Genomic DNA, 26,371 nt, shown 5'->3' on the forward strand with positions numbered 1-26,371 from the left:
AAATTCTTTATAATCAGAATAGATTCCTAACGTTAAAGGAGCCGCTAGACAACGTGCTAATTTTAGGATACTATATTTTCCTGAAATAGGTTCAATTTTAGTTCTGGCATTCTACTCTAAAAGAATAAAAACAAAAAACGCCAATCCCAACAGGAATAAAAATAATAACTGGCTATAATGAGTACTGCATTTTGAGTGCTTTTGGTTTTATGAAAAACAATACAACGCGAATACAACAGGTAGAAAAACGACATAGTATTGATATTGGAAAACATAGTAGCTTAAAAATTGTTTTTTTATAAAAGAAAAGAAATTAACTCCTTCTTTCTAAAGTAAATTCAACAACTTTAGGTTGGCCTATTTTTGAAAAACCACCTGAATGATTGACCTCAAGATGAGTCATATCAAAGCTAGAGGAACATTTTTGCAAAAAATTATATAATTTTAAATATTGTTTATCTAAATCATGAAATTCAAACACCATACAATTAAACAAATGAATATTCGCTAAAATTTCATCTAATAAGTCATATTCACTCCCTTCAATATCTAACTTCAAAATAATTTTTTTAGTATCAAAATCGATTATTTTTTCTTTGATACAATCCAAAATTCCTATTTTAACAGAGAGCCATTTACTAACATGCCAACATCTACCAGATCGCTGTAAATAAATAAAAATCAAGGTATTTATGATGTATTTTAGTTTTTCTTTTTTGAAAAAAAATATCCTTAAAAAAGCTTTTGATAATAACTTAATTTTAGAAACAGTTGGATCAACCATTATGATTTTAATATCTTTATTAAATCGAAACATATCATATTCAAATTCAGTATTTGAGGATATGCCTCCACTAAATAAAATATCCGCTTCAAGCACATTTTTTGGAGAAATATAATACCCCCCATCATTAATACTTCCAAAACGAAAAGCAGATTGGGTTTTTACTAAAAACTCTTTCTGTATTATTTCTAAATAATTATTTTCCAAAATCTTAAATTTTTATGTCAGGGTTTAAAAAAACGGCATCACCATAAATCATCTGGCCTTTTTTTGAAACGCTAATGTTGTATAGTGAATATAAATAATAACCATGAGAATGTAAATACAAACTTAATTCATGAAAAAGCGGCTGATTTTCATACAACTGTAAAAACTCAACCTCAACATATATCAAATCAATTTTTTTGTTTTTTAAAGTTTCTTCTGCACCTCGTAATACCATTACATCTGCACCTTGAGCATCAATTTTTAAGATATTAATTTTAGAAATTTTTTCATTTTTAAATATATTGTCAATCGTTTCCGTTTCAACAATTATTTTCTCTTTAGTATTATAACTAGACTCAGAGTTGGTGTATTCATTTTTAGAAGAATCTAACAATGAATTTGTTAAAAGTGAATTATTAATATTAAATGTTGCCTCTCCTTTATTAGAAGACAAAGCGTAATTAAAAATTTTAATATCTTTTCTACCTGAATATTCATTTTTTAAATAATGGTACATATTAGGAGTAGGTTCAAAAGAAAATATTTTACTTTTTGGAAATGATTTTTTGTACAATTCAATACTTCTACCATCAAAAGCACCAACATCAAAAATTAATAATTCTTTTGCATCTGAAAATAATTTCTTTTTAATAATAAATGGATTATTCCATTTATAGGTATAATAGAGATAAGGTGTTATATTTAACCTACATAAATACCTAACAATATATTTTCTAATTTTAATCATTGTCTTTTTTTTAATTGGGGTACTTCTTTGCAAACAACACTGCTTTTATTTAAAATTTTTAATGTTTTTAAAATTGGTAAAACGAAAATTCCCCATTAAAACTGGAAATAAATAAATTCTTTATAATCAGAATAGGTTCCTAACGCCAAAAGACCCGCTAGACAAAGCACTAATTTCACCCAACTGTAGCTGCCCGAAATAGGTTCAATTTTAGTTCTGGTATTCCATTCCACAAGAATAAAAATAAAAATCAACAATACCAATTCATAACTGTATCGTTCATTTTCAAGATATTGTGGTATAAAACTTCTATTCGTAAAAATCCGGCTAATGTAATCAAAAGCAATCTCAATCGACTTTGCCCTAAAAAATATCCAAGCCAGACAACTTAATCCAAAAGTAACTACTATATTCCACAGTACTTTTAAGGAGCCTAAATCCCATTGCAACTGAACGGTTTCGATATTAGAACGGTTTTTATGAAGCAATAATAAAGGCAAAAAGTACAGCGCATTAATAAAGCCCCAAGCTATAAACGTCCAATTGGCGCCATGCCAAAAACCACTTAATAAGAATATAACAAATACATTTCGGACTTGTTTAAATTTACTTCCCTTGCTTCCTCCTAAAGGAATATAAACATAATCCCGAAACCATGACGACAGGGATATGTGCCAACGACGCCAAAATTCAGCAATATCTCTGGAGAAATACGGATAGTTAAAATTGCGCAATAAATCAATTCCAAACAACTTAGACATCCCTAATGCCATATCCGAATAACCGGAGAAATCACCATAAATTTGGAAAGCAAAATAAAAGGCACCAAGAATTAGGGATAAGGAATTCATAGAAGTATAATGATCAAAAATCGCATTGGCATACGTGGCACAAGTATCCGCAATGACTACTTTCTTTACTAATCCCCAAATAATCTGATACACACCTTCTTTTGCTTTTTCATAATCAAAGGTTCTTTTTATTTTTACTTGTGGTAATAAATGGGTGGCTCTTTCGATAGGACCAGCCACTAAAAGCGGAAAATAACTGACAAACAAAGAATAATCAACAAAATTATATTCGGCTTTTATCCTTTTTAAATAGATATCGATTACGTAGGATAATCCGTGAAAAGTATAAAAGGATATTCCCACAGGCAAAACCACATTGAGCAATAAAGGACTGGAATGCAGCCCAAACCCATTTAATAACTCAGAGAAGGAACTGGCAAAAAAATTATAGTATTTGAAAATTCCCAAAAACCCTAGGTTAACACTGATGCTCAACCAAAACCAAAATTTTCGAGAACCATCTGTTTTTGCTTTTTCAATTTGAATACCGGTATAATAATCCAAAAAAGTAGAGAAAACCAACAAAAACAAAAAACGCCAATCCCAACAGGAATAAAAATAATAACTGGCTATAATGAGTACTGCATTTTGGGTGCTTTTGGTTTTATTGAATACAAACCAATACAACACAAATACAATGGGAAGAAAAATGGCAAAAGACAAGGAATTAAAAAACATATTTAGGTATCGCTGTTGTGAATGTAAAAAGAAGACAAGTCTTTATTTATTAGTGTGGCTATAGGACTCAAAACGGTATAAAAATCCGGAACATCATCCGTAACCACTGCATTCGCTCCAATAGTCACATGATTCCCAATGGTTATGTTTCCAAAAACACAAGCTCCCGGCCCTACAAAAACATTATTGCCTATTTTCGGCACTCCAATAGTAGCACCCGCATTACTTACTCCAAAAGTTATTCCTTGAGAAATATTGCAATTATCTCCAATTATGGTATCTCCATGTATCACAACACTTCCAAAATGCCCAATGTAGAACCCATTTCCTATTTGAGTTCTATAGGAGATATCAAATCCATACTTTACTTTTAAGTTGCGCAACCAAAGAAAGAAAAAATAAAATAAAGGCCTGCATCTTCTCCTAAAATACTGCGTCAAACGAAAAATAGTCATGAATTTCAGTCCTGGATTGGGTATGAGTAAAAAGGTCTTAATAAGAGTCCATAAACTTATCTTATTGATACCACATCGCTTATAATCCGATAAAATAGTTTGTTTTAACATATTTCCTTTTAACAAATTTTGGCAATGCCTTCCCAAATACGTTTTGAAGCCTCTTGCGCAGGATGCTGATTTATTTTTCCAAACCATTCTTGGGCATTTTCTATCACTTTTTGAGTTTCTTTGCTCAACATCATTTCAATTTTATCTGCAATTTCATCTGGAGAATTTAACCAAACCACTGCATCGTTTGGCATCGAACGAAAATGAATAAAATTATAAATTTTTTCAACAGACCAATTATAACTCAGCTTATCAGGATTATAATTCATAAATGCGCAAGGTTTTTTATGTGCAGCATAATCAAAAACCATGGAAGAACCTAAATTTACAACTAATTCAGTATATGCAATAATATTCAACTGCAAAATGGAATCTTCTTTAGTAGGAAGAATGGTATTCCAGCCTTCTCCAATTTTGTCCCATCTTGGTTCAATTGCGACAACTATATCTTTGTTTTCTTGCAATATTGTATTAAATCTAGTTGAAAAATCTACTGGACACCTTCGGAAAATAATTCCCAATTGATTTCCTTTTTTATTTAAATTTCTAATTGCTTGAATTAAATCTAATAAGTAATCTGGATCATAAGGTGAGGTTGTTACATCATCCCCAGAGTAACAAATATACTTCTTTTGAATATCCAATCCATTTTGATTAAAAAATACCTCTCTATCGATTATATTATTTAATTGGAAATGATTTTCGAATTGGGGCGTCCCTGTTATTACAATTTGATTTTCTTTGATATACGGATAATAGTATAAAAGTTCTTTTTTCATATGAAAACTCCAAACAAAATAATAGTCGGTTTCTACAACCATGGTACCTTTTGGCAGATTATCCCAAGAGAAAATAAAAGTTGCGGTGGGAATTTTTAAATCCTGAGCTGCCAATAATGGCGCAATGGCTAAACTGATCCTTTGATTAGTACAAAAAACAAGAGCTGGCTTCTGAATTTTTAAAAGTTCATAAGATTCAGAATAAAAACTGGTTTTTCTTTCTGTTTTTTTTATAAGATTTCTAACTGTTTTCAGCCCTTTTTCCGAATCAAATAATTGAATTAAAAAGCGTACGATATAACTTTTTAGTGACGATTTTACAGTCACATAAGAATAAGGGAATCGATACGAATCATAAACGTTATCCTTAGCTTTTCGAATGTTACAATTGAGTTCAATTCCATTTCGAGCATTCTTTAATACTTCTAAAAAAAGACTAGTTCTTTTTTGTTGAAGCTTAATTTCTCCATAACCCATTTTGGATAAATTAAATGGTGTATTATTCCAAAAAATCAAATCCAATGTCATGATATCTTTACCTTTTGTGTAAAAATCTGTAAAGGCAAAATTGCGAAGTCCTACCCCATCTGGCAATAAAATAAATATTTTTTTGGTTGACATAAAATATCTCTAAACAGTCTTTGGTTATTTATCGTTCAAATATCGTTTATTAATCTGATTGATGAGCCAAATTTATATGAAACTATTCCATATTTTTAATCATTTCACACATACTAATACACTGCCAAATATGAAAACTGGATTGTTTATTGCCTTCAAAATAATCTAGGAATTCTTTTTGCAATTCTTTTTGATTGAACCAGTTTAAATAATTAGAGTTTTTAATCTCTTCAAAACAAGTATTTACCCATGACTTTAAATCAGTCGCCAACCACTCCCGTTGTGGTGTTTGCAAAGGTCTTTTAGGTGCAAAAACCAAATCATCTGCCAAATATTGCGAAGCAATTTCCCGCAACATAAATTTAGTTACTCCTGATTTAATTTTAAAATCCAACGGCAACGAAAAAGCAAATTCCACCAAGCGATAATCCAAAAAAGGCTCACGCAATTCTGTAGAATACATCATTGAGGTTCTGTCATTAAACCGCAAGGCTCTTGGGATTTTGGTATAAAACAAATCTCGGTATTGTTTATTTAAAATTACATCGGCAAAAGGTTTTGGATAAATCGGCTTTTCGGCTTTTTCTAAAAAAGTATCCGAAAGCATATTACTTTTGAATGGAGAATCCGTAACCCCTTGAATGGTGGCATCATTTTCTTGGGTATAATAATCATACCCAGCCCATTGCTCGTCCATTCCTTGACCATCGAGCAGTACTAATACATTATCTTTTCTGGCTTGCTCAAATAATTTGGCGTAAGCCAAGGTTGGAATTCCGCCATAAGGTTCATCTTGTTGTCTTTCCATTTTTTGCGCTAAACTTGGAACTTCATTGGCTTGAAGTAACACTCTTCCGAGAGAGTTTGCAGTTTTGCCAACCATCATTTCCACCCAAGGTAATTCATCATACACTGGGTTGTCTGTGTAAAAAGTGTAGGCATTTATGCTCTTATTATTGTTATTATTAACTAATGCCAGTAATATAGAACTATCTACCCCCCCACTGATATTGAAACCTACTGTAACGTCTGCTCGAAATCGTAATTGAATACTATCTTTCAAAAGCATTAAATAACGATCCTTAGCTTGCTCATAGGTTAAATTCTCAGACTGTTTTACTACTTCCTCTTCAAAAAAATACCATTTTTTTAGCACTAATTGCTGATTTTCAAACTCTAAAAAATGTCCGCCTGGCAACTGAAATATGTTCTCCCAAAAAGTTTCATCAGGATTCCCATAAGAACCATACGCAAAATAAGAAGCCCAAACTTTCTCATTTGGAATTTTTAATATCCCTGCTGCATGAATCGCTTTTATTTCAGATGAAAAATAAAAGGAGTTGTTTTTCACACTGTAAAAAAAGGGTTTGACTCCAAATCGGTCTCTTGCAGCAAATAACTTTTTGTCTTGATTATCCCAAATAGCAAAGGAAAACATACCGTTCAATTTTTTCAAACACTCATGCCCATAAACAAGAAAGGCTGCCAGTAAAACTTCGGTATCCGAATCCGTTTTGAAAGAATATAGCTCTTCCAATTCAGTTTTAAGCTCTATATAATTATAGATTTCACCATTAAAAACTAGAGCATACCGACCAGAAGTATCAAAAAAAGGCTGATCTGATTGTGGAGACAAATCAATAATAGCTAATCGATTGTGACCTAAAGCAGCAAAACCATCATCATTATATTTTCCTGTGGCATCCGGACCACGATGATGCTGACTCAAAAGCATCGCATCTAATTGATACGCATCTAAAGTTCCAACTATTCCTGCAATACCACACATTATTTTTGATTATTTTTGATTATTTGCTCAGCCTTTTCCCAATCTGCTATAGTATCAATATTTACATACAATTCAGGCGAGGATTCGATGAATGAAATACTTTTTCCAAACAAAGAATGCTGTTGCAACAGTACTTCTGTTTTAATAATATAAATGTTTCCGTCTCTATGATAGGCAATGGGAAGTTCTTGTCTTCTGCTGATGATTTGATCTTCACCTGTGGCAATTTTTAAGTTTCCTTCGAGATTGACTTCAAACGTCCAATGTGGATTGTATTCATGGGGTACTTTTTGTACCGAAACCAATGAATCACATCCGCTTATGATAAATTTTTCAATCGCTCTATCTAAAAATTTAACCGTTCTAAATGGGCTGGTTACTTGCAACAAACAAACAGCATCAAATATAATATTTTGATTTTCAAACCATCGTAAAGCATGAATAATAACATCAATCGTTGGTGTTTTGTCTTCAGACAACGCTAAGGGTCTTATAAATGGCACTTGAATTCCCAAGCTTTTAGCCACTGAAATTATTTGGGTATCCTCACTGGACAAAATCACATCTGTTAAATATTGTGATTCCAAAGCAATTTCAGCAGTATATTGCAATAACGGTTTTCCGTTCAACAATTTAATGTTTTTCCCGGGAACGCCTTTCGATCCGCCACGAGCTGGTATAAATCCTAAAATACGCATCTAGTACATGATTGTTTTATGAAACTGCAAAGGCAATTCCATCAACAATTCGGCTATTTGCGTGCCCGCTTTACCATTTCCATAAATAGTGGAGGAGATTGATTTTCCTCTTTGTATAGAGTCTAAAATGGCCTCTTCAATCCGATCCTGACAATAATCAACATCAATACTATTCCCACCTCTATCTCTCCTGTTTTGACGAGAACCTATGTTAACAACGGGGACCCCTAAAAAAGCACATTCCCGAATACCTACGCTTGAATTTCCAATTAAACAATCGCTGTGTTGTAGCAATTGTAAAAAATCTTTTCCCTCCATATTCTTAAAAAAATGAACGTTGGGCAACTGATGCTGCTCTCTAAAAGCACGAATCCCAGTTGAAGTTCCGTCCGCTCCGGCATCTACATTGGGCCAAAACCAAAGTGTGGGTTTATTTAATTTATAAATCGCTTCCAGAGTAACTTCGATATGCTTTCGGGAATTTTGATATTCTGTCGTTACTGGATGTTGCATTACGACTAAATAGCCTTCGGACAAATTGGGTTTTGCTCCTACTCCACCATATTTTTCATATGGATTAAAAGGTAGCATTTCACTTAGTAACACTTCATCTGCCAAATCAATAGAAGGACATCCCGTATTAAAAACCATCTCAGGATCTTCTCCCAATTTGATGACTCTTTCCTTAGCATTTTCAGATGCTACAAAATGATAATCAGCCAATTTCGTGATAGCATGACGAACTTTCTCATCAATATTTCCGGTTACTTCGCCGCCTTGTATGTGTGCCAAAGGAATATTCATATAAGAAGCAGCAATGGCAGTGGCCATAGTTTCAAATCGATCCGCAACTGTTACTACAATATCCGGTTTTAAATTATCAAAAACGGTAGATAATTCCAATATTCCTATTCCGGTTGTTTTGGCAGCAGCTGTTAAATTCTCTCCTTCAAGTACATTGAATACCTTTGCCGCAATAGTAAAACCATCTTTCTCAATATAATTCACAGCAGAACCGTAGCGATCTAACAAGGCTGATGCGGCAACGACTAATTGCAATTCCAAATCAGGATGATTTTGAATCGCTGACAAAACTGTTTTTACACGACTGTAAGAAGGACGCGCTGTTATTACTATAACTATTTTTCTTTTTGGCATTTTAAGTTTATTATTCTTGGGTTTAAAAGTAGGCAAAAAAATGGACAGGTAAAAACGTTATTTTTTAACCCCACGTCAGTTCGAATGTTTTTTTTAAGTTAAGAATAACATTTTTTTAAGTAAAAATACCCAGCTTTAAAAATCGTATCGAGAACCCTTATAAAAACAAATCCTCTTCATTCAAAAAATCCCATTGATTTAAATCCCTACTCAAAACCTTCCCTATTATGTCTTGAAATCGCATCGCGTCGACCCCAAACCCTTTTGGTTTTTTAGCTTCTAAGTCATCAAAAGTAATAACATGATTTTTAGACAATTTTTTATTGACTGCCAATGATTTTTCGAAAATTTGTTTGAGTTTCGAAAAATTAATATTGTTGTTTTTATCAATAGGATTTGACAAAGCGGCACTTATCTTTCGAACGGCTAGGACTAAATCCTTTGTTTCAGGAATGGTTAACGATGCTATGGCATCTGGACCAAAAAGTTGCCTATCAAAAACAACATGAAATTCCAGAATACTCGCACCCAAAGCCGTTGCTGCAATGCAAGTTTCGATACGCGCAGAATGATCTGAAAAACCAACAGGCACTTTATATCTTTCCTTTAATTCTTGAATGATATTCAAACCATACTCTTCTGGCATGGTAGGATAGGCGGTCGTGCATTGCAAAATAGAAAAATTAACCTTTCTTTCTTTCAGGAAATCGACTGTTTTATCTAATTCGGAATACGAACTCATGCCCGAAGACAAAATTACAGGTTTCCCAGTTTGTGCAATTTTTTCTAAAATCAAGAAATTAGTAACCTCTCCCGAACCTATTTTATACTGTTTGACTCCAATTTCTTCCAGCCAATCCACGGCTAAATTGCTAAAAGGGGAACATATAAAGTCAAGTCCCAAAGTATCACAACGCTCTTTGATCCCTTTCCATTGCGCTAAAGAAAAGCCCATTCGTTTCCAATAGTCAAAACGAGTTTCATCCTCCAAAGAAAATTTCACACGAAAAGGCTCATGTTCGCTGCTTTCCGCCTCAGCAATATGCATTTGAAACTTCACGGCATCAACTCCCGTTAGTGCAATAGCATCAATATAGGAATACAAAATCCCCAAACTACCTTCGTGTGCCTGACCTATTTCTGCTATGATATAAAGTGATGATTTATTTATTGCCATAATTTAATTATAATCCTTTAAACAAAAATACTTATTTTATTGGGAAGCAATCTTATCTTGTTGATTCAAATTTTGTTAGTCCTGTTTCTAGGGCCAGTTATAATTAACAGGAGCAATTGGCTCCCTTTTACTTTCTCTTTCCTTCCATAAAAATCGCTCTAATGCATATTGTGTAATTTCAATTGTAGCTTTAGCAATATTTTTTTCAGATATTTTTTCCATTACCACTCTTCTTTTTTCACAAAAATCAGAACGCCATATTCCGCTTTCTAAATTAGTGACAACATTTCTAAATTTATCTGAAATATCATTTTCAATGTTTTGATATGAGGAAATTCCTCCATACTCTTTTACAACATTATCCATTACAGAATTTGGATAAGTCACTGCTAAAATTGGCAGTCCTTGTGATATAGCCTCTATTAACTTTCCTTTTAGAAGATCTTGATGCATAATAGAATCTATTACAAGCATACAATCAGCATTAACAGTTATTTTCAAGACATTATCTCTATCTAATTTAGTATGAATTATTGCGTTTGGTATATTTTTCTTAATCCATTGTAATGAAAAATTATCATATTGAGAAAGTATAAAAATAAATTCTACTTTATTAATTTCCTCTGTCAATGAAAATTTCACCAATTCAATTCCAAAAGAATCTGTAAAGGCACTTTTATAAAATGTTCCTGTATAGACAAATTTTAGTTTCCCATTAACAAGTTTTTCACTATCATATATTTTATCTTGCTCGCGCATAGCATGTGGAATAACAAAGCATCTATTCACATCCAAATTGTATTTATTAGCCATTAAAGTAGCTAACCTTTTTGAAGGAAATGTCCAGCACTGAGCTTTATCTACAGTTTCTATCAATATTTTCTCATCATAAGAATGACCATTTTTTAAATTATTTTGAAATGGATCATTGATGTTAACAATAAAAGGTATTCGTTTTTGGTTCCAAACGTTTATAATTGGTAAAATAGAAAAAGTTGGCAAAATTCTGGACCAAAAGACAGTGTTTTCTATACTATTACTTATTTTAAGAACATAATTCGTTTGTATTTTAACCCATAGCATTTGATACAATGAGCTCTCTTTTGATAAAGCAAAAAGCTTTAAAGTAGTTCTATTTATTATTCGATATAAAAATCCTAAGAAAGTATTTTTAGGTAATTTTGACCAATAATAAAGTGTTTTCAAGACATTATTATCTATATTAATCAAACGTTTATTCTTTATAATCTTGATACTTTTTTTTGATGATAAAAGCCCTAAATTATTATGTTTCTCGCTTAAAATATCAAACCAATTTTTATTAACAATACCTTCACTAGATCTAATATGTGGATAAACACTATGAGAACAAACAATAATAGCTTGGTTATTTTCCATTATATAAATTATTTAATTTCAATTTGCAATTACTAATTTGTATCAATTTCTTAAAGCATCTAAAAAAACCTTACGTTTTTAACTAAATATTTTTTAAGACATAAGATAGATCAAAACCTCAAAAAAAGATTTAACCAAACTTTGAATTAATGCTACATTAACTTTGAAACTGCTACTATTTTAACATTAATGGCGTTCGCTACTACAAGAATTTTCATTTTAGTCGTGATGTAATAAATAATCTGCAATTTGTCGCGATGCTTCACCATTTCCATAAGGGTTAGCCAAGTTTTCAAAACCAATGAAATTATCCAAAACATCTTGAATAGCAGTTATAATTTTATTTTTATCAGTTCCCACCAACGTTGAAAAACCCGCTGCCAGTCCTTCCGGCCTTTCTGAAACGCTTCGAGTGACAACAATCGGTTTTCCAAGCGAAGGTGCTTCTTCTTGAATACCACCTGAATCAGAAACAATCAAAAAAGATTGTTGCATTAACCAAACAAAGGCTGGATAAGAAACTGGAGCAATTAAATAAATATTTTTTTTGTCAGACAATAATTCAAATATAACATCTTTCACATTGGGATTTAGATGAACGGAAAACACTATCACAACATCCTTTCTTTCAGAAATTGTCAGAAGCGCTTCACAAAGGTTTTTGAAGCCTTCTCCAAAGTTTTCTCTGCGATGTCCCGTCACTAATATTATTTTTTTATGGGATGGAATCATATTTTTTAATTCCTCAATTTCATTATTTTTATAATTCCCTTTTTCTATTTTATTTAGGGTCCAAAACAAGGCATCTATAACTGTATTACCTGTTTCAATAATACTATTTTTACGAACTCTCTCTTTCAATAAATTTTGAGTGGCTTGTGGAGTAGGAGAAAAATGGATATCGGCAATTCTACTGGTAATTTGTCGATTAATTTCCTCAGGAAATGGAGCGTGCTTGTTATAAGTTCTCAATCCTGCCTCTATGTGCCCAACTTTTATTCCTCTATGAAAAGCTGCCAAAGCTACCATGGAAGAAGTCGTGGTATCACCATGCACCAAAACTAAATCGGGTTGTACTTCGCAAAGCACATCATCAATTTTGGATAAAATCATAGCGCTTAAACCATTTAGGGTTTGATTAGGTAGCATCAAATCAAGATCATAATCTGGTTTGATTCCAAAAAAATCCAGTACTTGATCCAGCATTTCACGATGTTGCGCTGTGACACATACTTTTACTATAAAACTTTTTTTTCGAAGCTCGTGGTAAAGAGGTGCCATTTTTATGGCTTCGGGGCGCGTTCCGAAAACAATTAAAATTTTCATTGTTTTAATTCTTTAGTAATGCTTTTTTGATTTTATCAATTGGTAATCGTACAGGATATCTAATATATTAAAAAGCTTCTATTTAAGTTTTTCAAATATAGATAATTCAATAATTTGATTTTATAAAGCAAAAAGTCAAAAAATGACTTTATTTTTTATTAGTGGTAATAAGAACTGAAAAAAAATTAATTCTTAATATTTTTCAATCATTTCACTTGGCAACTTTTTCCATCGTATAAACAACTTAATCAACCACTTTATAGAAATAAATTTTATAAAAACTCTGTTTTTCACAAAATAGCTAATACTACTTAGCGTTTTATTTTTACTAAAATTAGAAATTGGATATTGATTAGCATCTTCTTGTTGCTGCTGTATTTTCATCCAATCTTCTAATGTATTGCCCATATGACAAGCATAATTATCATATGTTGTTAAACGCCAATATCCTTTTTTAAGTGGTGCTTTATCTAAATATCCCTCACTATCTCCTCCTAATTTATAGCCGATATAGGTTATAATTTCCTGAAACATATCTTTTTTATAGGTCGCTACAAAATGTCCCGAACCAACCAAAACTTTTAAATCTGCGTTTATTTCCAATCCTAAATTATATTTTAAATAGTCCTGATTGTAACTTCTATCCCAACCTATACTGTCATAAAAACGAATTAATGCTTCTTTATTTTTTACTGCTATAAATTTTAAATTTTTATTAAAAAAATTATCAAAAATAATAGTTCCACAATTTACTTCATAAGTTTTAAATTGAGGAACAATGCCAACTACTCCAGCTTTTGGCAATTGAGCGAATACTTTCGTTGTTTCTTTTTGCCAATTGGGAAGAAACAGTACATCAGCATCAGCAATCGTAACCAACTCTATATTATTTCCTGCTAAACCTTTTAAAATAGCATTGAGTTTACCAATATTTTCGACATGAATTACTTCATGAATCTTATTTTTATCAAATAATTCGTTCAAATAATCTTTAACAAAACTACCACTGCCATTATTTACAATTGTAATGAATGTTTTATCATGAATAGTTGCAAATAACGAAGACAAACAAATTTGAAAAATAGAAAAACTATCCTTAAAATAGCCTTCTCGATTTGGAATATAAATAGGAATGATAATCTGATGTAAATATTCAGGTTCCTCTTGTGGTTGGTCTTTATATGGATTGAAGCCTACTCGCATTTAGTATTTTAAAAAATTTTTCAATCTAAAATTCACTCTCTTTTTTAATTTATTGCATTTATACAACAAATTATCTTTCTTTCTTTGATTATCAAAAAAGGATTTGTTTTGCCTAATTAATATTGGATAACTCCTTTTTAATTCATTATAAACGGCCCATTTTTTTTTATCTAAATATTTAGAATTTAATTTCTCATATTTAGTATTATATAAAGATTCAATAATTTTCCAACTATTCAAGAGACTACTTGCTTTCTGAAATGAATTAAGCTCACTTAAATTATTTCCGGTCATTTGTCTATGCCGAACATAAGTTTCATTATTGAAAATAATTTTATTGGAGTTATGAATAATCCTAAAAAAAAACTCTCCATCATCATTTAAAGTCAAATTTTCATTCCAATGTCCCGAAAAATTAATTAAATCTTTACTTATCAAAAAACTTTCAGGTGCATAATACCCCCCAATCTCTCCAATTAACTGAAAATACTCTTCCGTATCACTAAAATTTCGATAATCCTTTCTATCAAAATCTAAAATAATAGTATCCCTTTTTTCTTTAAAATTACTAGTTACACAAACAGAAATTACTTTCTCATCCTCGTTTCTTAAAGTGTCAATTTGCTTTTCTAATTTATTCTCCGCTAAAATATCATCCGAATCTAAAAATTGAATGTATTCTCCTCTTGCTATTTGAAGTCCTAAATTTTTTGAAATACTAGCCCCTTGCTTCAATTCTAAAGGTTTAGAAATTATTATAAATCGATTATCTCTTTTTGAATATTCTTTGAGAATAGCATTTGTACCGTCAGTCGACCTATCATCTACAATAATGCATTCCCAGTTAGTATACGTTTGTTCCAAAACATTATCAAGCGTTTCGCTTATTAGATTTTCACGATTGTATGATGGAATGATTATGGAAATTAATGGGTTCATAATTTAAGTTACTAATATAAATAGTTACGTTTGCGATTTTAAATATTAAAATTTAATCTCTCAATTAATTTAAAACGTGATCTATTTTTGAATAGATTTCTTCTATTTTTAATTGATTATGATTATAGTTAAGTCTTTGTTCGGCTATTTCACTATTTAGAGTCATAGCCTGCTTTAATAAATTTAAATTAGTCAAAGCAAAAATAATTTTCTCTTTAATTTCATTTATATCGCTAGAATCAGTAATGAGTAATCCATTTTTTTTGTTCTCAATTATTTCAGCAGTTGCATTTCCTGGATTAGATTGTATTGGAAATGCTTGCATAATTATAGCTTCTAATAGCGTGTTTGGCATTCCATCAGATATACTATTCCCAATATATAAAATAGATTTACCCATCAATTTAATCAATTCCATTTGAGATAAATCATTCCTTCCAAAAGTCTTAAATGGCAATTTATTAAAATTAATAAATTCAATAACTTCTTGGTGTGCTCCAAAAATAACTACTTCATAATTTACAAAAAGGTCATTCGTAATTTGTAATGCTTTTACGACGTTCAATCCTCTACCAAATAAATGTTCATATCCTTTTATCAAGATTATTTTTCTTTGTTCAAAAGTGAGTACATAATTTTTATAATAGCCTAAATCATACCCCCCACCAGTCGGAATTACGCCGAAAAAATCCCCCATAAAGCCCAATGATTTTGCAATTTCAAAATCCCTTTGACAATCAGTATGCAAAAAATCTATTCTCGATAAAATCTTTTTGATTGTTTTTAGATCATTCGGAATTTGTCTGTTATAATACAAATCATTACCCCAGCAAGAATACAGCCACTTAATATGCTTGAATTTAATCATAGTTTTCAAAATTGGATAACTGCAAGTATGCATTTCAAAACTATGAATAAGATCAGGTTGAATATCTTGAATTAGTTTTTCCAAATATTCACTTGCAGTCACTTCAAAAAAAGGATTTAATAAATTATATAAAGAAGAATAATTTTTCCTTAAGAAATATTCTCCTTTTAAATATGGAATTTTTCTCTTTTTCCAATTAGTAAATTGATAAACTTTATTAATAGTATTTAATTTATCATTACTTGTTACATCAAACCAATATAATTCGTGGTGGCTATCTTTAAGATTCTCTATCCAACGAATGGCATGGATAGAATGCATAGAGACAAAAAGAATTTTCATAAAGTAGATTTAGTAATAGTGCCAGATAAACCAACTATCATCGTTGATTTATTAAAATTTAGTGGAGCTTTATGTTTCAAATATAAATACTTAATAATTGGCTTTACTATAAATCTCATGATTTTTTTTATTACTCCATAAATATTTATTTATCCATAAGCCCATAATTTAAGCCTTAGCTGTATTGTATCTTCCCATTAGTTTAATATTTACATCAATAAATCTCAAGTAGTTATAATAGAAATCGCTTTTAAAATTTATTTCTAATAATATAGTTATCAAGATTACGCATCGATAAACTCAAGCTGGCAAACTGATTTTGTATCAAAATTTTATTTTTAAATTCATAATCTAGGTTTCAATATTAAAGATAATAACACAAAAAAAAAAGTTATAAAATATTTTAATTAAATGAATTAACGCAACATAAATCTTCTTAGACATTTAGTAAACCGTAGAAATTCAAAATTGATTGCATAAATATAAAATAATTCAAACCATTCACTATATTTCAATTTTCTATTCTTTTTTATTGCAATTTCATAATACAATACCAATTCTATTTGTTGTTGCTTTTTAAACAAATAAAATTTATTTAAAATACTTTTCTTGATGAATTTAACAGATGCATGATCTTTTAAATTTTGATTCTCATTATTTCCAGAAATACTTCTTTCAGAAAATCTAACAAATACATTACACTCATTAATGGTATAAATTGGCTTGTTATTCGAAAAATCTAACCAAGCTGCATCGTCACTATGCCAAGCCAATGGGAAATCATGAAACCCATATTTCAAAAAAGATTCTTTAGAAAACACATATTCTGATAATGTACTTCTTGTCAATCCCTTAAATCTTCTATAGTAGGAATCCGTTGCTTTTTCCCACAAAGGATGAGTAAAAGAATCACTTATAATTCCATTTGATTTCATATTTACAGATTTTGAAGCAAACCTAATAACATTCGATTTATGATAAAACTCACTATAATTTTTATACCAAGAAGCTACAACATTCGTTTCTAAATAATCGTCATCACCCAATATCATTATCCATTTTTCGTTTTCCATCTTATCAATACAACGCTCCCATTGCTTTACTAAGGATGTTTCTCCAAAATTACTTTCAAACCGATGATATACAAAATCAAATTGTCCTTTATACTTTTCTATTAAATCGACAGGATTTTCCGGACTTGCATCATCACCAATATAAACTTTAAACCGTTTATCCGTCTGATTAGCTAACGACTGCAAAGTTTCTTCAAAAAAAAAGAGTTTGTAATAAGGGATTACTATGGCTAACATTACTATTTTTTTACTTTGTACAATCCAAATACAGAAAAACCAAAAAAAGTGGCACAAAAAGCATCTATTACAAATTTCTCGCTTTTTAAATTTTCAGAACATTTTTTATTAAAATCTATAACTTCATTAAGTTCCATAAAAGATCCCAATTGTTTAACAAAGAAGTCTACATGCTTAATACTCATATATTCATTCATAATTTTTGTCTTTTTCCCTTCTAATTGCTTTTGTCTAGACATCTTTTTAATTCTATAATAAAATTCTACAGTTTCTAAACAAAAAACATTCCCTCCGTCTTTTAAAATTGCGATCCAAAACTCCCAGTCCTCTATACCATGAATCATATTGATATCATACCCCCCTACTAACTCCCAATCCTTTTTTCTATATATTGCAGAACAAAAAATCATATTTAACCGTGCTAAATCTGAAATTGAAAAGGGTTGTAAGTTCCAAGATCCAGTCTTGTCACCAAAATATTCGGCTTTACTATATACTAGTTTTAGAGCGCTATCACGTTTAAATTCCTTTATTCCTAAATTAATATAATTACTTCCAATCCTATCATCGGCATCTAAAGGCAAGATAAACTCCCCAATTGCATGACTTATCCCCAAATTTCTGGCACTGCTGACACCTCCATTTTCTTTATAAAAATATTGAAATCTCGCGTCTTTTTCCAACCATTTTTTAGCAACTTCTTCCGTATCGTCTGGACTGCCATCATTCACTATAATACATTCCCAATTTTGATAGGTTTGGTTTAATACAGATTGCAATGCTTCATCCAAATATTGGGCTTGATTGTAACAGGGAACAATTATGGAGACTATATTATTCATTTTAAAACTTATTTAATATTCCAAGTTTCACCAATATTTTTAGTTTTCTTGATTTTCGGAGATTTGAGATTAAAGTTTTTAATTCAACTAATTCATCACTATCGGAAATAAAAGCCTGAAAGTCAGATTTTAAAACTTTCTGCTTTTCTTCAAAAATTAAAATTTTATTTTGAGGATCTGAACTTAATCCATCCAAATGAAAAGTAGCCAAAGTTTCATCTATTCTAATATATGAACAATTAAATTTACATATACTTTCCATAAAAAATTTCCAGTCGGAAACAATTTTAAAACTTTCATCATACATTCCTATCTTACTAAATAAAGAGGCTCTAATAAAAGTCGCGGGATGAGGTAAAGTGTCATTTCTAAAATAGAAGAATGATAATTGATTCGGATATTTTTTTAGGAATCTATTGTTGTCATCAATGACATTAAGATTAAAATAAATTAAATCATGATTTGCTATTCGATTTTGGTTTTCTTGGAGTGAAGTATCGCTGTAAAAATAATCTCCGCTATTCAAAAACAATAAATACTCACCAGTAGCTTTAAGAATACCTTTGTTCATAGCATTATAAATACCATTATCAGTTTCACTTACCCAATAATTTATATGTTCATTTTGACTCTCAATATAAGTCATGCTCCCATCTGTAGAACCACCATCAATAACAATGTATTCAAACTCTTTCCAAGTTTGGTTCAACACACTCTCCACAGTTCTTTTCAGCCCTACGAGGTTGTTGTAGTTTATGGTTATGATAGAAATTTTTTTATTCATTCTCAAGATATACCTTAATTAATAGTATTGATGATTTGACTAAGATTTAATGCAAAGTTTTTAATATTCTTTGAATAATCTAAATCATATTTGAGCTTAACAATAGGTTTATTCATAACCTCAAGTATTTTCTCTGCCAAAGCATTATAATCATGAGGTTCAAAATAATAGGTTTTATCTTCTAGTTGCTCTTGATGAACAGCTATATCGGAAACAATTAATGTTTGATTCAATGCTTTTGCGTCTTCTACCACCGTACTCCAGCCTTCAAACAAAGAGGGTTGAATTATAGCCTCTGCATTTTTCATCAATATCAACTGATCTACCCTATCAATAAAACCAAGAAAAACAATTTGTTTTTCTAACTGATAATCCACTACTTTTTGCTTCAAATTTGTAGTATAGTCTGGATTCCTATAATCATATTCTTTTCCTGTAAAAACAACTTTTACAGCTATTCCTTTCTCTTTTAGGATTTTTACTGCTTCAATAATCGCAATTTGATTTTTGTGTTGCCAAAACTGATTGGGTGAAAAAAAATAACTCCCCTCAACACTATATTTTAGCTTCACCTCATTTATATCTTCCCGCTCAAATTTAGGATGAACAACTGCAAATTGTATTACTTTTTTACTATTTTCAGAATGAGGGTAAAAGATATTAAAATCATTTAGAGCTGCTTGACTGCTAAAAACAATAGGATGATTTAAAACTACCATTTTTTCATAACATTCAAAACGTTGTTTCACTTCTTCTGGAGAAAAAAAATCCGGCAAAAATTTTTCTTGTAAATCAGGTATCCAAAAAACTAAATTATTGATGTGCTTTAAATTTTCTGGGATATGATAAAGAGGAAAAACCCAGTCTAGTTGAATCTTCTTTTCAATAATTTTCTTTTTAACGATTTTTAATGAAAATTTATTTATCATCCTTTCAAGTATAGTATAACGTGATGGATACTCCAAAAACTTTAAGTGAGCATAACCTGTAATTTGTTTTAGTTCTTGAAAAAAACCTTTATTACCAGTAAGAATATACAATTGAATTTGTTCGTTTTCAGGAAGAAAATTAAGAGAACAAATCAAATTCTGAATGTAATAAGCTCCGCCTATCCAGTTTTCATTATAGTTGTAAATAATTCCTACTCGTTTTCCCTTAGCCATTCAGCATATTTTTTAAGTCCCAAATTTAAATTAAAACGAGGTTCAAAACCATATTTTTTGAGGATTTCCATATCAGCAAGCCAGTTATTTGGATCACCTACTTTTACTTCTCCATTAAAAACTACTTCTTTTTCGGGCGAAAATGCATGAATAAAAACTTGTGCTGCCTCAGTAATTGTAGTTTCAGTATTGCTGGCAACATTATAAATGGAACCTTGAAAAGTAGAGTTCTGAATTACTAAATCTATGATTTGCACTAAGTCATTAATATAAATAAAATCCCGGGTTTCATTTCCTGTCCCAAAAAGTGAAATCACATCACTTTTGAGTGATTTTTGATACAAGTCCCAAAACAACTGTTTTTTTAATCGCGGTCCATAAGCCGAAAAAACTCGTAAACTACAGGTATTTAAGCCAAAAAATTTGTGATACTCTGTTAATAATAGCTCACTTTGAAGTTTATGAAAACCATAAGGAGACAAAGGTTTACAGATGCTATTTTCAGTAATAGGCAAAGTCTTTGGATTGCCATATACTGCAGCACTTGAAAAATTAATAAACTTACAATTGCTGTTATAATTTCTAATGGCAACCAATATTTTTTGAACATTGGCCACATTCAATTCAAAATCTTTAGAAGGATTCTCAAACGAAAAACCCACGTGGGCAGAACCCGAAGCATTGATACAAACATCAAATTGATGTTCTTTAAAGACTAATGAAAAATCAGAATTTTGGCGTTCTATTTTATAAAATTTTTTATCCGCAGACTCATTCACATCAGCTTGCCAAACTTCATAGCCTTTGGACTGAAAAAAATCAACACAATGACTACCTATAAATCCTTTGGAACCAATAATAAGTATTTTCATTTAAAACTATTTAATTTATTAATCGAATTTTCAATCAAACGAAAACTTAAATTTTCTATTAGTTCACTTAAACCATATAACTGGCTAAAACATTTCAAATCATTCAACATAATGATTTTATTTTTTGATAAAATCATATGTCATACGCACTAACCTATAATTAAAATACTTTTTTACTAGGTACTTTAAATTTATAAATCGATTTTTCTTTAGCTTTCTATAATTCTTATACAAACTAAAATAATGTCCAGATTGTTTTTTTACATCAAATTCTTGACTAATTTTTGCTGAGCAAGAAATACTTCTGTTTTTTAATTCAATTCTGTTTTTAGCCAAAAATTCGATTTTATCAGCCATCGCCATTACATCTCCTTTCTCTACTACAAAACCAATATCTGAAGTTATTACTTTTTTTATTCCTTCACTAAAATTATAAACAACAGGAACACAACCAACACTCATTGATTCAAGCAATGAAACAGGTAATCCGTCAAGCGAAGACGGTAAAACATAAACATCAATAGTTTTTAAAACTGCTATAAGATCTTCTGTGGTTCTTGGAACTAAGAAGTTAAAGTTATCTCTTGTTTTAACTTCATTTATAAAATTTTGTTTTTCCTCTCCATCACCTAAAATAAACCATTCAACATCTATATTACGTTTTCTGAGTTCATCATCGATTTTGGGTAAATCATAAATACCTTTAAGTTTTACATGACGAGCCAAAAAAACTAATCGTAATTTATTTTCTAAATTATGATTCCTGTCAAAATTCTGGACTGTAACACCATGTTGAATAAAATGTATATCCTTTTTTCGGTTTGGCAATAGATTACAAATTTCTTCATACACAGCAATATTATGAGTAATTATAACATCTATTATATGATTGTACTTTTTAGCCAAATAAATATAAGCATCATCCTGACAAATAAAAAAAACTGCCTTTTTTTTTCTATTATAAGTATTTAGAGTTGCTAATTCTGTATCAAAATTAGTAATAACAACTCCCGCTCTTTCTGATATTAACTTTTCAAGTCTTGATGAAACATCATTAATTGGCTCCTCAGAAAAATCAAAAACAATATTATTTATATCCAATACTACATCGTCACTTCTTTTAGCATTCCAATGTAATGGATTAAGATAAATACATTTTATATCAAAAAAATCGTCTGGACGATTGCTGATCATATTTCTATGAAAACTTGCTCCTCCACCCATTAAATAGATACTAAAAACGAGTAGTTCTGGTTTAGATTGCATTTATTATTTTTAAATTATAAAACTTATTTAATTAGGGATATAATGTAACTTATCTTTCTTTTTAAGTCCTATTAATATAAGCCTTAATTATTAAGGTAATGCATTTTTTATAAATTTAGCGGGATTACCTGCTACAATAGTATAGGGGTCTACATTTTTTGTTACAACACTACCAGCACCAACTATTGCTCCTTCGCCAATTGTTACCCCTTTTAATATTATACATTTTGCTCCTATCCAAGAACCCTTACATATTTTTATTGGCTTACATTGCACATATTCCCACTGTTGTATTCCTCTCTCCTTCCAATCAGCACAGTCTTTTTTTCTAATTTTTCTACTTAAATTATGATTATCCGAATCCTGTATCAAACAGTCTGATGAAATTAATACGTCATCCTCCACAATAATTTCTACAGTAGCAAATATTGTTGAATTCCCAATAAATACATTATTACCGATACTGATTTTTGCTGTTGCTGTTTCCGTCGAAATATTACCATAAATTAAGCAATCATTCCCTATATCAATTTTAGATTTTTCAGGATACTTCACAGTAATTATAGCTTTATTATCTGTGTTTTCACCAATTGTCAAACCAATTATTGTATGCTCTTTTGTTTTCTCTTCAACAAAAAAATATTGATATATAAGTTTTAATATTTTTTTAATTAAGTTCTTCATTAGTAAGCAATATTAAATTTTAAATTATAAACAAGAATAATGTAATTATTCAACTTTTCTAAATACACCTTTTATTCTAGAAATAAACCCCACTAACTTCTTTTTCCATGAATACATTCGGTAATTGATGAATCATTTAATTTTTCTTTTAAGATTCTTAAAATTTGCTTAGCGTTCTTTTTTACGCTAATGTATTCAAACAACTTTATTTGGATAAAAATCAATAATTTAATATCTTTTGACTTTAAAACTATACTATAAATATGATTAGCCATTGCTTGATACATGAACTTTTTCCATTTATTTATAATAATTGGATTTAAAAATGCCATAGCATCAAAAGCAATACTATCTATAAAATCTAATTCTTTTATTTGAAGTTTTATATCTCTAATAAAAGTTGTGTTCTCTTCATGAATTCTCCATGTAGATGAAATAGAAGGCAAATAAACAACTCTTCCACGCAAATACAATCTAAAAAGGGATTCAGAATCAGACCCCATTGATGGATGTCTATAAAAATCCAATTCACATGCTAGCTTTCTATTATAAATTGAAGTTTGATGATTTGCTAAAAACTGAGGGACTTTAAAAATATCTTTCCCCTCAAATATATGGTTAGCTTCTGTAATTTTTAGCTCTTTATTAAAATTATCCTTTTCGTAAAAAAAATTAATTCCAGCCCCTACTACTACTATTTTTTCATCCTTATTAAAAAAAGAAACTGCTTTACTAATATGTCTATTATCAATAAAGAAGTCATCTCCATCCAGCATTATAACATATTTACCATTAGATAAATCATAAAGAAGCTTTCTGTAGTTTTTTATTCTACCAATATTTTTATCATTTTTATAGTATGCAAAATTTTTAAAATTTACATATTTCTCAAGAACAATTTTAGTATCATCATTTAAGCTGTCATCAGATACTATAATTTCTATATTACTATAATCCTGATTCAAGGCACTTTCTACAGCCTGTAAAATATACTTTGATTGATTATAGGTAGCAATCATTACAGTTACTAATGGATACATGTTTTAAGTTTATATCATTTAAAGTATTATTTTTTTTTCGCAGACAAGCATTTGAAAACCAGATTTAATATCAGCTAAATCATATTGTTTCTCATACTTCTCAAAAGGTATTTTATTTCTATATTTAAATTTTTTAATTTTTAATTTTTTTAAAATTTTATCAAAAAAAGATTGTTTTTTAAAGTCACTAAAAAGGACAATATTTTGGAAATACACTTCCTTTACATTAAAATATTTACTCATGAGTTTATGAAAATCAATATAATTCCATTCAATTACATGATGAGGATTATATGGTTTTGTTGTAGTTATATTAACAATAGGCGTTGATATAATTAAAAGGCCCTTTTTTAATAAAACTTGTTCAATATTACCTAAATATTTTTCGTAATCAGCAATGTGTTCTACAGTTTCAAAACTTGTAATAACATCATATTTTTCAATAAATTTATATTCAGTAGCATCTCCAACAACTCTAGAAATATTTTCATGACTATATCTATAATTAGAATATCTTACAGCATCCTCACTTATATCAAGACCAAATACTTTTTTAGCTTTTCCTTCAACTGCCAAAAGATACGAACCATACCCACATCCTGAAGCTACATCTAAAACCACTTTATCTTTTACAATTTCTACTGCAAATTTATATCTTCTTAAATGTTCTTCCTCAACCTGTTCTAACATATATCCATATAACCAACGCTCACAACCCTTATAACATAAAATTTCTGAAAGTGCTTTTGTTTCTTGTCTCTGACAAAATAATTCTTCTAAAACATTTGTTTCAATCATAATAAAATAATTTATTTTTTAATACCCTTTGATTGAATATTTTTTTTTCAAACATATCAAACAATTTCTAATCACCCCTCTATTTTGGACAGTTTATAAAAACCTACCTTCTTTAAAAAATGGTTTTTATAAATTATATAGCTTAATTTATCAATCCAATTATTTATTCCCAATTTAATAATGGCCGAACTATTCCCGGGAATCCGCCTGAATAACTCCCTCTAACAGACTTTTCTCCCATTTCATCAATAACATTAAAACCTACAATATTCATTTCGTGAAATTCAATATGAAATGGATTGTAACGCATAATTGCAAAACTACACGAATAACCACTTTCAGCTAAAAAATTACCTGGAATGGTAATACTTTTTGAATGAACTCCTATAGATAAAGGTTTTTTTAAAGTTAAAGAATCTTTATCATGGGAACTCAAAATATGTATATTATGATTATTAAACAAGTTAAACCCATGTGTGAAAAATTGATTTTCTTTAGTAATTTCATAAGTAAATTCAATAACAATATCATCAATTACAGAATGGTTTATTGTGATTTTTTTGTCACTATTTAAAACTCTAGCTTCTATCAATTTAACAAAATCACAACTTGGTGCTTGAGATATATCCCATTTTCTAGATGCATTATTATTCGAATCATTTAAATATACCTCAATTGCACTATCAATTTTACCATCAAATACAACGCTACCATTTTCTAAAACAATCCCCCTTGTACACAACTGTTTCACAGCCGCCATATTATGACTCACAAATAAAACCGTTCTACCACCTTCTTTCGAAATATCCTGCATCTTACCAATGGCTTTCTTCTGGAACTCCGCATCACCCACAGCCAAAACCTCATCGATAATCAAAATTTCAGGCTCTAGAAATGCAGCAACGGCAAAAGCGAGTCGCACATACATCCCGGTACTATATCGCTTTACAGGGGTGTCGATATAGCGCTGACAGCCTGAAAAATCTATGATTTCATCTAGTTTTGAGGTAATTTCTTTCTTATTCATCCCTAAAATGGCACCATTCAGATAAATATTTTCTCTACCTGTCATTTCTCCGTTAAATCCAGTACCCACTTCAAGCAATGAGGCTACACGCCCTCCAAACTTAATACTTCCCGTTGTAGGTGCTGTAACGCGTGATAATATTTTTAACAAAGTCGATTTTCCAGCACCATTTTTACCAATAATTCCTAAAACTTCACCACGTTCCACTTCAAAATTAATGTCTTGCAACGCCCAAACATAATCACTGTTGCCTTTTGTAGTGCGGTCATTGGTATCCCCTATTTTCAAATATGGGTTTTCTTTGCCTCGTACCTGATGCCACCAACGGTTTAAATCGTGTGCCATAGTACCAGTACCTACCTGCCCCAAGCGGTATTGCTTAGAAATATTCTCGGCTTTTAAGATAATATCTTTTTTCATTGTTGACTTGAATCCTATTCTTTTAAAAAAAAA

Annotated in this window: 24 protein-coding genes; all 24 read right to left on the bottom strand. The window is 30.2% G+C overall.

What is annotated here, in order from left to right; genetic code table 11:
* Positions 1-313: 313 nt before the first annotated feature.
* The 24 genes from OA85_RS12665 to OA85_RS12780 all read right to left on the bottom strand — a co-directional run bounded on the left by OA85_RS12665 (position 314) and on the right by OA85_RS12780 (position 26,338).
* Positions 314-991, bottom strand: a complete 678-nt coding sequence (locus tag OA85_RS12665) for an FkbM family methyltransferase (RefSeq protein WP_039110144.1) — start codon at positions 989-991, stop codon at positions 314-316.
* 4 nt (positions 992-995) lie between these two features.
* On the bottom strand, positions 996-1,739 hold the full coding sequence (locus OA85_RS12670; protein WP_039110145.1) for an FkbM family methyltransferase: 744 nt from the start codon (positions 1,737-1,739) through the stop codon (positions 996-998).
* Between the two features lie 95 nt (positions 1,740-1,834).
* Positions 1,835-3,268: an MBOAT family protein gene (locus tag OA85_RS12675; RefSeq protein ID WP_039110146.1), complete on the bottom strand. Its 1,434-nt coding sequence runs from the start codon at positions 3,266-3,268 to the stop codon at positions 1,835-1,837.
* 2 nt (positions 3,269-3,270) lie between these two features.
* A complete protein-coding gene (locus OA85_RS12680; RefSeq protein ID WP_039110323.1) occupies positions 3,271-3,834 on the bottom strand; it encodes a serine O-acetyltransferase in 564 nt (187 codons plus the stop codon).
* 8 nt (positions 3,835-3,842) lie between these two features.
* Positions 3,843-5,234 carry a hypothetical protein gene (locus OA85_RS12685; RefSeq protein WP_039110147.1) on the bottom strand — a complete coding sequence of 464 codons (1,392 nt, stop codon included), beginning with the start codon at positions 5,232-5,234 and terminating at the stop codon, positions 3,843-3,845.
* Positions 5,235-5,316: 82 nt separating this feature from the next.
* A complete protein-coding gene (asnB, locus tag OA85_RS12690) occupies positions 5,317-7,023 on the bottom strand; it encodes an asparagine synthase (glutamine-hydrolyzing) (RefSeq protein ID WP_039110148.1) in 1,707 nt (568 codons plus the stop codon).
* Positions 7,023-7,721, bottom strand: a complete 699-nt coding sequence (locus OA85_RS12695) for a cytidylyltransferase domain-containing protein (protein WP_039110149.1) — start codon at positions 7,719-7,721, stop codon at positions 7,023-7,025. The genes asnB and OA85_RS12695 overlap by 1 nt, the downstream gene beginning before the upstream one ends.
* Positions 7,722-8,879 carry a UDP-N-acetylglucosamine 2-epimerase gene (gene neuC / locus OA85_RS12700; protein WP_039110150.1) on the bottom strand — a complete coding sequence of 386 codons (1,158 nt, stop codon included), beginning with the start codon at positions 8,877-8,879 and terminating at the stop codon, positions 7,722-7,724.
* Positions 8,880-9,036: 157 nt separating this feature from the next.
* Positions 9,037-10,056, bottom strand: a complete 1,020-nt coding sequence (locus tag OA85_RS12705; protein WP_039110151.1) for an N-acetylneuraminate synthase family protein — start codon at positions 10,054-10,056, stop codon at positions 9,037-9,039.
* An 87-nt stretch (positions 10,057-10,143) separates the two neighbouring features.
* On the bottom strand, positions 10,144-11,454 hold the full coding sequence (locus OA85_RS12710) for a hypothetical protein (protein WP_039110152.1): 1,311 nt from the start codon (positions 11,452-11,454) through the stop codon (positions 10,144-10,146).
* A 219-nt stretch (positions 11,455-11,673) separates the two neighbouring features.
* On the bottom strand, positions 11,674-12,780 hold the full coding sequence (gene wecB, locus OA85_RS12715; protein ID WP_039110153.1) for a non-hydrolyzing UDP-N-acetylglucosamine 2-epimerase: 1,107 nt from the start codon (positions 12,778-12,780) through the stop codon (positions 11,674-11,676).
* 192 nt (positions 12,781-12,972) lie between these two features.
* Complete coding sequence (locus OA85_RS12720; RefSeq protein ID WP_039110155.1) at positions 12,973-13,983, bottom strand: glycosyltransferase family A protein; 1,011 nt, start codon at positions 13,981-13,983, stop codon at positions 12,973-12,975.
* Positions 13,984-14,922: a glycosyltransferase family A protein gene (locus tag OA85_RS17065; RefSeq protein ID WP_052257248.1), complete on the bottom strand. Its 939-nt coding sequence runs from the start codon at positions 14,920-14,922 to the stop codon at positions 13,984-13,986.
* A 64-nt stretch (positions 14,923-14,986) separates the two neighbouring features.
* Positions 14,987-16,132 carry a glycosyltransferase gene (locus tag OA85_RS12730; protein ID WP_039110156.1) on the bottom strand — a complete coding sequence of 382 codons (1,146 nt, stop codon included), beginning with the start codon at positions 16,130-16,132 and terminating at the stop codon, positions 14,987-14,989.
* Between the two features lie 416 nt (positions 16,133-16,548).
* The gene (locus OA85_RS12735) at positions 16,549-17,442 is read right to left on the bottom strand and encodes a glycosyltransferase family 2 protein (protein WP_039110157.1); all 894 of its coding nucleotides are present in this window, start codon (positions 17,440-17,442) and stop codon (positions 16,549-16,551) included.
* Between the two features lie 2 nt (positions 17,443-17,444).
* On the bottom strand, positions 17,445-18,284 hold the full coding sequence (locus OA85_RS12740) for a glycosyltransferase family A protein (protein WP_039110158.1): 840 nt from the start codon (positions 18,282-18,284) through the stop codon (positions 17,445-17,447).
* 1 nt (position 18,285) lies between these two features.
* On the bottom strand, positions 18,286-19,068 hold the full coding sequence (locus OA85_RS12745; protein ID WP_039110159.1) for a glycosyltransferase family 2 protein: 783 nt from the start codon (positions 19,066-19,068) through the stop codon (positions 18,286-18,288).
* A gap of 14 nt (positions 19,069-19,082) precedes the next feature.
* Positions 19,083-20,231, bottom strand: coding sequence for a glycosyltransferase (locus OA85_RS12750; RefSeq protein WP_039110160.1), 1,149 nt, complete (start codon positions 20,229-20,231; stop codon positions 19,083-19,085).
* Positions 20,210-21,103: an NAD(P)-dependent oxidoreductase gene (locus tag OA85_RS12755; RefSeq protein ID WP_039110161.1), complete on the bottom strand. Its 894-nt coding sequence runs from the start codon at positions 21,101-21,103 to the stop codon at positions 20,210-20,212. Before OA85_RS12755 ends, OA85_RS12750 begins: the two co-directional genes overlap by 22 nt.
* Before the next feature lie 117 nt (positions 21,104-21,220).
* On the bottom strand, positions 21,221-22,369 hold the full coding sequence (locus OA85_RS12760; protein WP_082014168.1) for a glycosyltransferase family 4 protein: 1,149 nt from the start codon (positions 22,367-22,369) through the stop codon (positions 21,221-21,223).
* 90 nt (positions 22,370-22,459) lie between these two features.
* Positions 22,460-23,053, bottom strand: coding sequence for a DapH/DapD/GlmU-related protein (locus OA85_RS12765; RefSeq protein ID WP_052257249.1), 594 nt, complete (start codon positions 23,051-23,053; stop codon positions 22,460-22,462).
* A gap of 92 nt (positions 23,054-23,145) precedes the next feature.
* Positions 23,146-24,093 (bottom strand): glycosyltransferase family A protein, encoded by a 948-nt coding sequence (locus tag OA85_RS17070; protein WP_052257250.1) that lies wholly within the window; start codon positions 24,091-24,093, stop codon positions 23,146-23,148.
* Positions 24,094-24,111: 18 nt separating this feature from the next.
* Positions 24,112-24,891: a bifunctional 2-polyprenyl-6-hydroxyphenol methylase/3-demethylubiquinol 3-O-methyltransferase UbiG gene (locus OA85_RS17075; protein WP_052257251.1), complete on the bottom strand. Its 780-nt coding sequence runs from the start codon at positions 24,889-24,891 to the stop codon at positions 24,112-24,114.
* 163 nt (positions 24,892-25,054) lie between these two features.
* A complete protein-coding gene (locus OA85_RS12780; RefSeq protein WP_039110163.1) occupies positions 25,055-26,338 on the bottom strand; it encodes an ABC transporter ATP-binding protein in 1,284 nt (427 codons plus the stop codon).
* Between the last annotated feature and the right edge of the window lie 33 nt (positions 26,339-26,371).

It is taken from the genome of Flavobacterium sp. AED (assembly GCF_000812945.1).
Classification (GTDB): Bacteria; Bacteroidota; Bacteroidia; order Flavobacteriales; family Flavobacteriaceae; genus Flavobacterium.

What these genes read in the sequence shown, in the direction of transcription:
- OA85_RS12705 (WP_039110151.1), bottom strand. Translation starts at nt 10,056, where the DNA reads ATGGCAATAAATAAATCATCACTTTATATCATAGCAGAAATAGGTCAG.
- wecB (WP_039110153.1), bottom strand. Translation starts at nt 12,780, where the DNA reads ATGAAAATTTTAATTGTTTTCGGAACGCGCCCCGAAGCCATAAAAATG.
- asnB (WP_039110148.1), bottom strand. Translation starts at nt 7,023, where the DNA reads ATGTGTGGTATTGCAGGAATAGTTGGAACTTTAGATGCGTATCAATTA.
- OA85_RS12780 (WP_039110163.1), bottom strand. Translation starts at nt 26,338, where the DNA reads ATGAAAAAAGATATTATCTTAAAAGCCGAGAATATTTCTAAGCAATAC.
- OA85_RS12710 (WP_039110152.1), bottom strand. Translation starts at nt 11,454, where the DNA reads ATGGAAAATAACCAAGCTATTATTGTTTGTTCTCATAGTGTTTATCCA.
- OA85_RS12755 (WP_039110161.1), bottom strand. Translation starts at nt 21,103, where the DNA reads ATGAAAATACTTATTATTGGTTCCAAAGGATTTATAGGTAGTCATTGT.
- OA85_RS17070 (WP_052257250.1), bottom strand. Translation starts at nt 24,093, where the DNA reads ATGTATCCATTAGTAACTGTAATGATTGCTACCTATAATCAATCAAAG.
- OA85_RS12685 (WP_039110147.1), bottom strand. Translation starts at nt 5,234, where the DNA reads ATGTCAACCAAAAAAATATTTATTTTATTGCCAGATGGGGTAGGACTT.
- OA85_RS12730 (WP_039110156.1), bottom strand. Translation starts at nt 16,132, where the DNA reads ATGAAAATTCTTTTTGTCTCTATGCATTCTATCCATGCCATTCGTTGG.
- OA85_RS12740 (WP_039110158.1), bottom strand. Translation starts at nt 18,284, where the DNA reads ATGAATAATATAGTCTCCATAATTGTTCCCTGTTACAATCAAGCCCAA.
- OA85_RS17075 (WP_052257251.1), bottom strand. Translation starts at nt 24,891, where the DNA reads ATGATTGAAACAAATGTTTTAGAAGAATTATTTTGTCAGAGACAAGAA.
- OA85_RS12675 (WP_039110146.1), bottom strand. Translation starts at nt 3,268, where the DNA reads ATGTTTTTTAATTCCTTGTCTTTTGCCATTTTTCTTCCCATTGTATTT.
- OA85_RS12695 (WP_039110149.1), bottom strand. Translation starts at nt 7,721, where the DNA reads ATGCGTATTTTAGGATTTATACCAGCTCGTGGCGGATCGAAAGGCGTT.
- OA85_RS17065 (WP_052257248.1), bottom strand. Translation starts at nt 14,922, where the DNA reads ATGAACCCATTAATTTCCATAATCATTCCATCATACAATCGTGAAAAT.
- neuC (WP_039110150.1), bottom strand. Translation starts at nt 8,879, where the DNA reads ATGCCAAAAAGAAAAATAGTTATAGTAATAACAGCGCGTCCTTCTTAC.
- OA85_RS12765 (WP_052257249.1), bottom strand. Translation starts at nt 23,053, where the DNA reads ATGAAGAACTTAATTAAAAAAATATTAAAACTTATATATCAATATTTT.
- OA85_RS12720 (WP_039110155.1), bottom strand. Translation starts at nt 13,983, where the DNA reads ATGCGAGTAGGCTTCAATCCATATAAAGACCAACCACAAGAGGAACCT.
- OA85_RS12750 (WP_039110160.1), bottom strand. Translation starts at nt 20,231, where the DNA reads ATGGCTAAGGGAAAACGAGTAGGAATTATTTACAACTATAATGAAAAC.
- OA85_RS12735 (WP_039110157.1), bottom strand. Translation starts at nt 17,442, where the DNA reads ATGTTAGCCATAGTAATCCCTTATTACAAACTCTTTTTTTTTGAAGAA.
- OA85_RS12670 (WP_039110145.1), bottom strand. Translation starts at nt 1,739, where the DNA reads ATGATTAAAATTAGAAAATATATTGTTAGGTATTTATGTAGGTTAAAT.
- OA85_RS12680 (WP_039110323.1), bottom strand. Translation starts at nt 3,834, where the DNA reads ATGTTAAAACAAACTATTTTATCGGATTATAAGCGATGTGGTATCAAT.
- OA85_RS12760 (WP_082014168.1), bottom strand. Translation starts at nt 22,369, where the DNA reads ATGCAATCTAAACCAGAACTACTCGTTTTTAGTATCTATTTAATGGGT.
- OA85_RS12745 (WP_039110159.1), bottom strand. Translation starts at nt 19,068, where the DNA reads ATGAATAAAAAAATTTCTATCATAACCATAAACTACAACAACCTCGTA.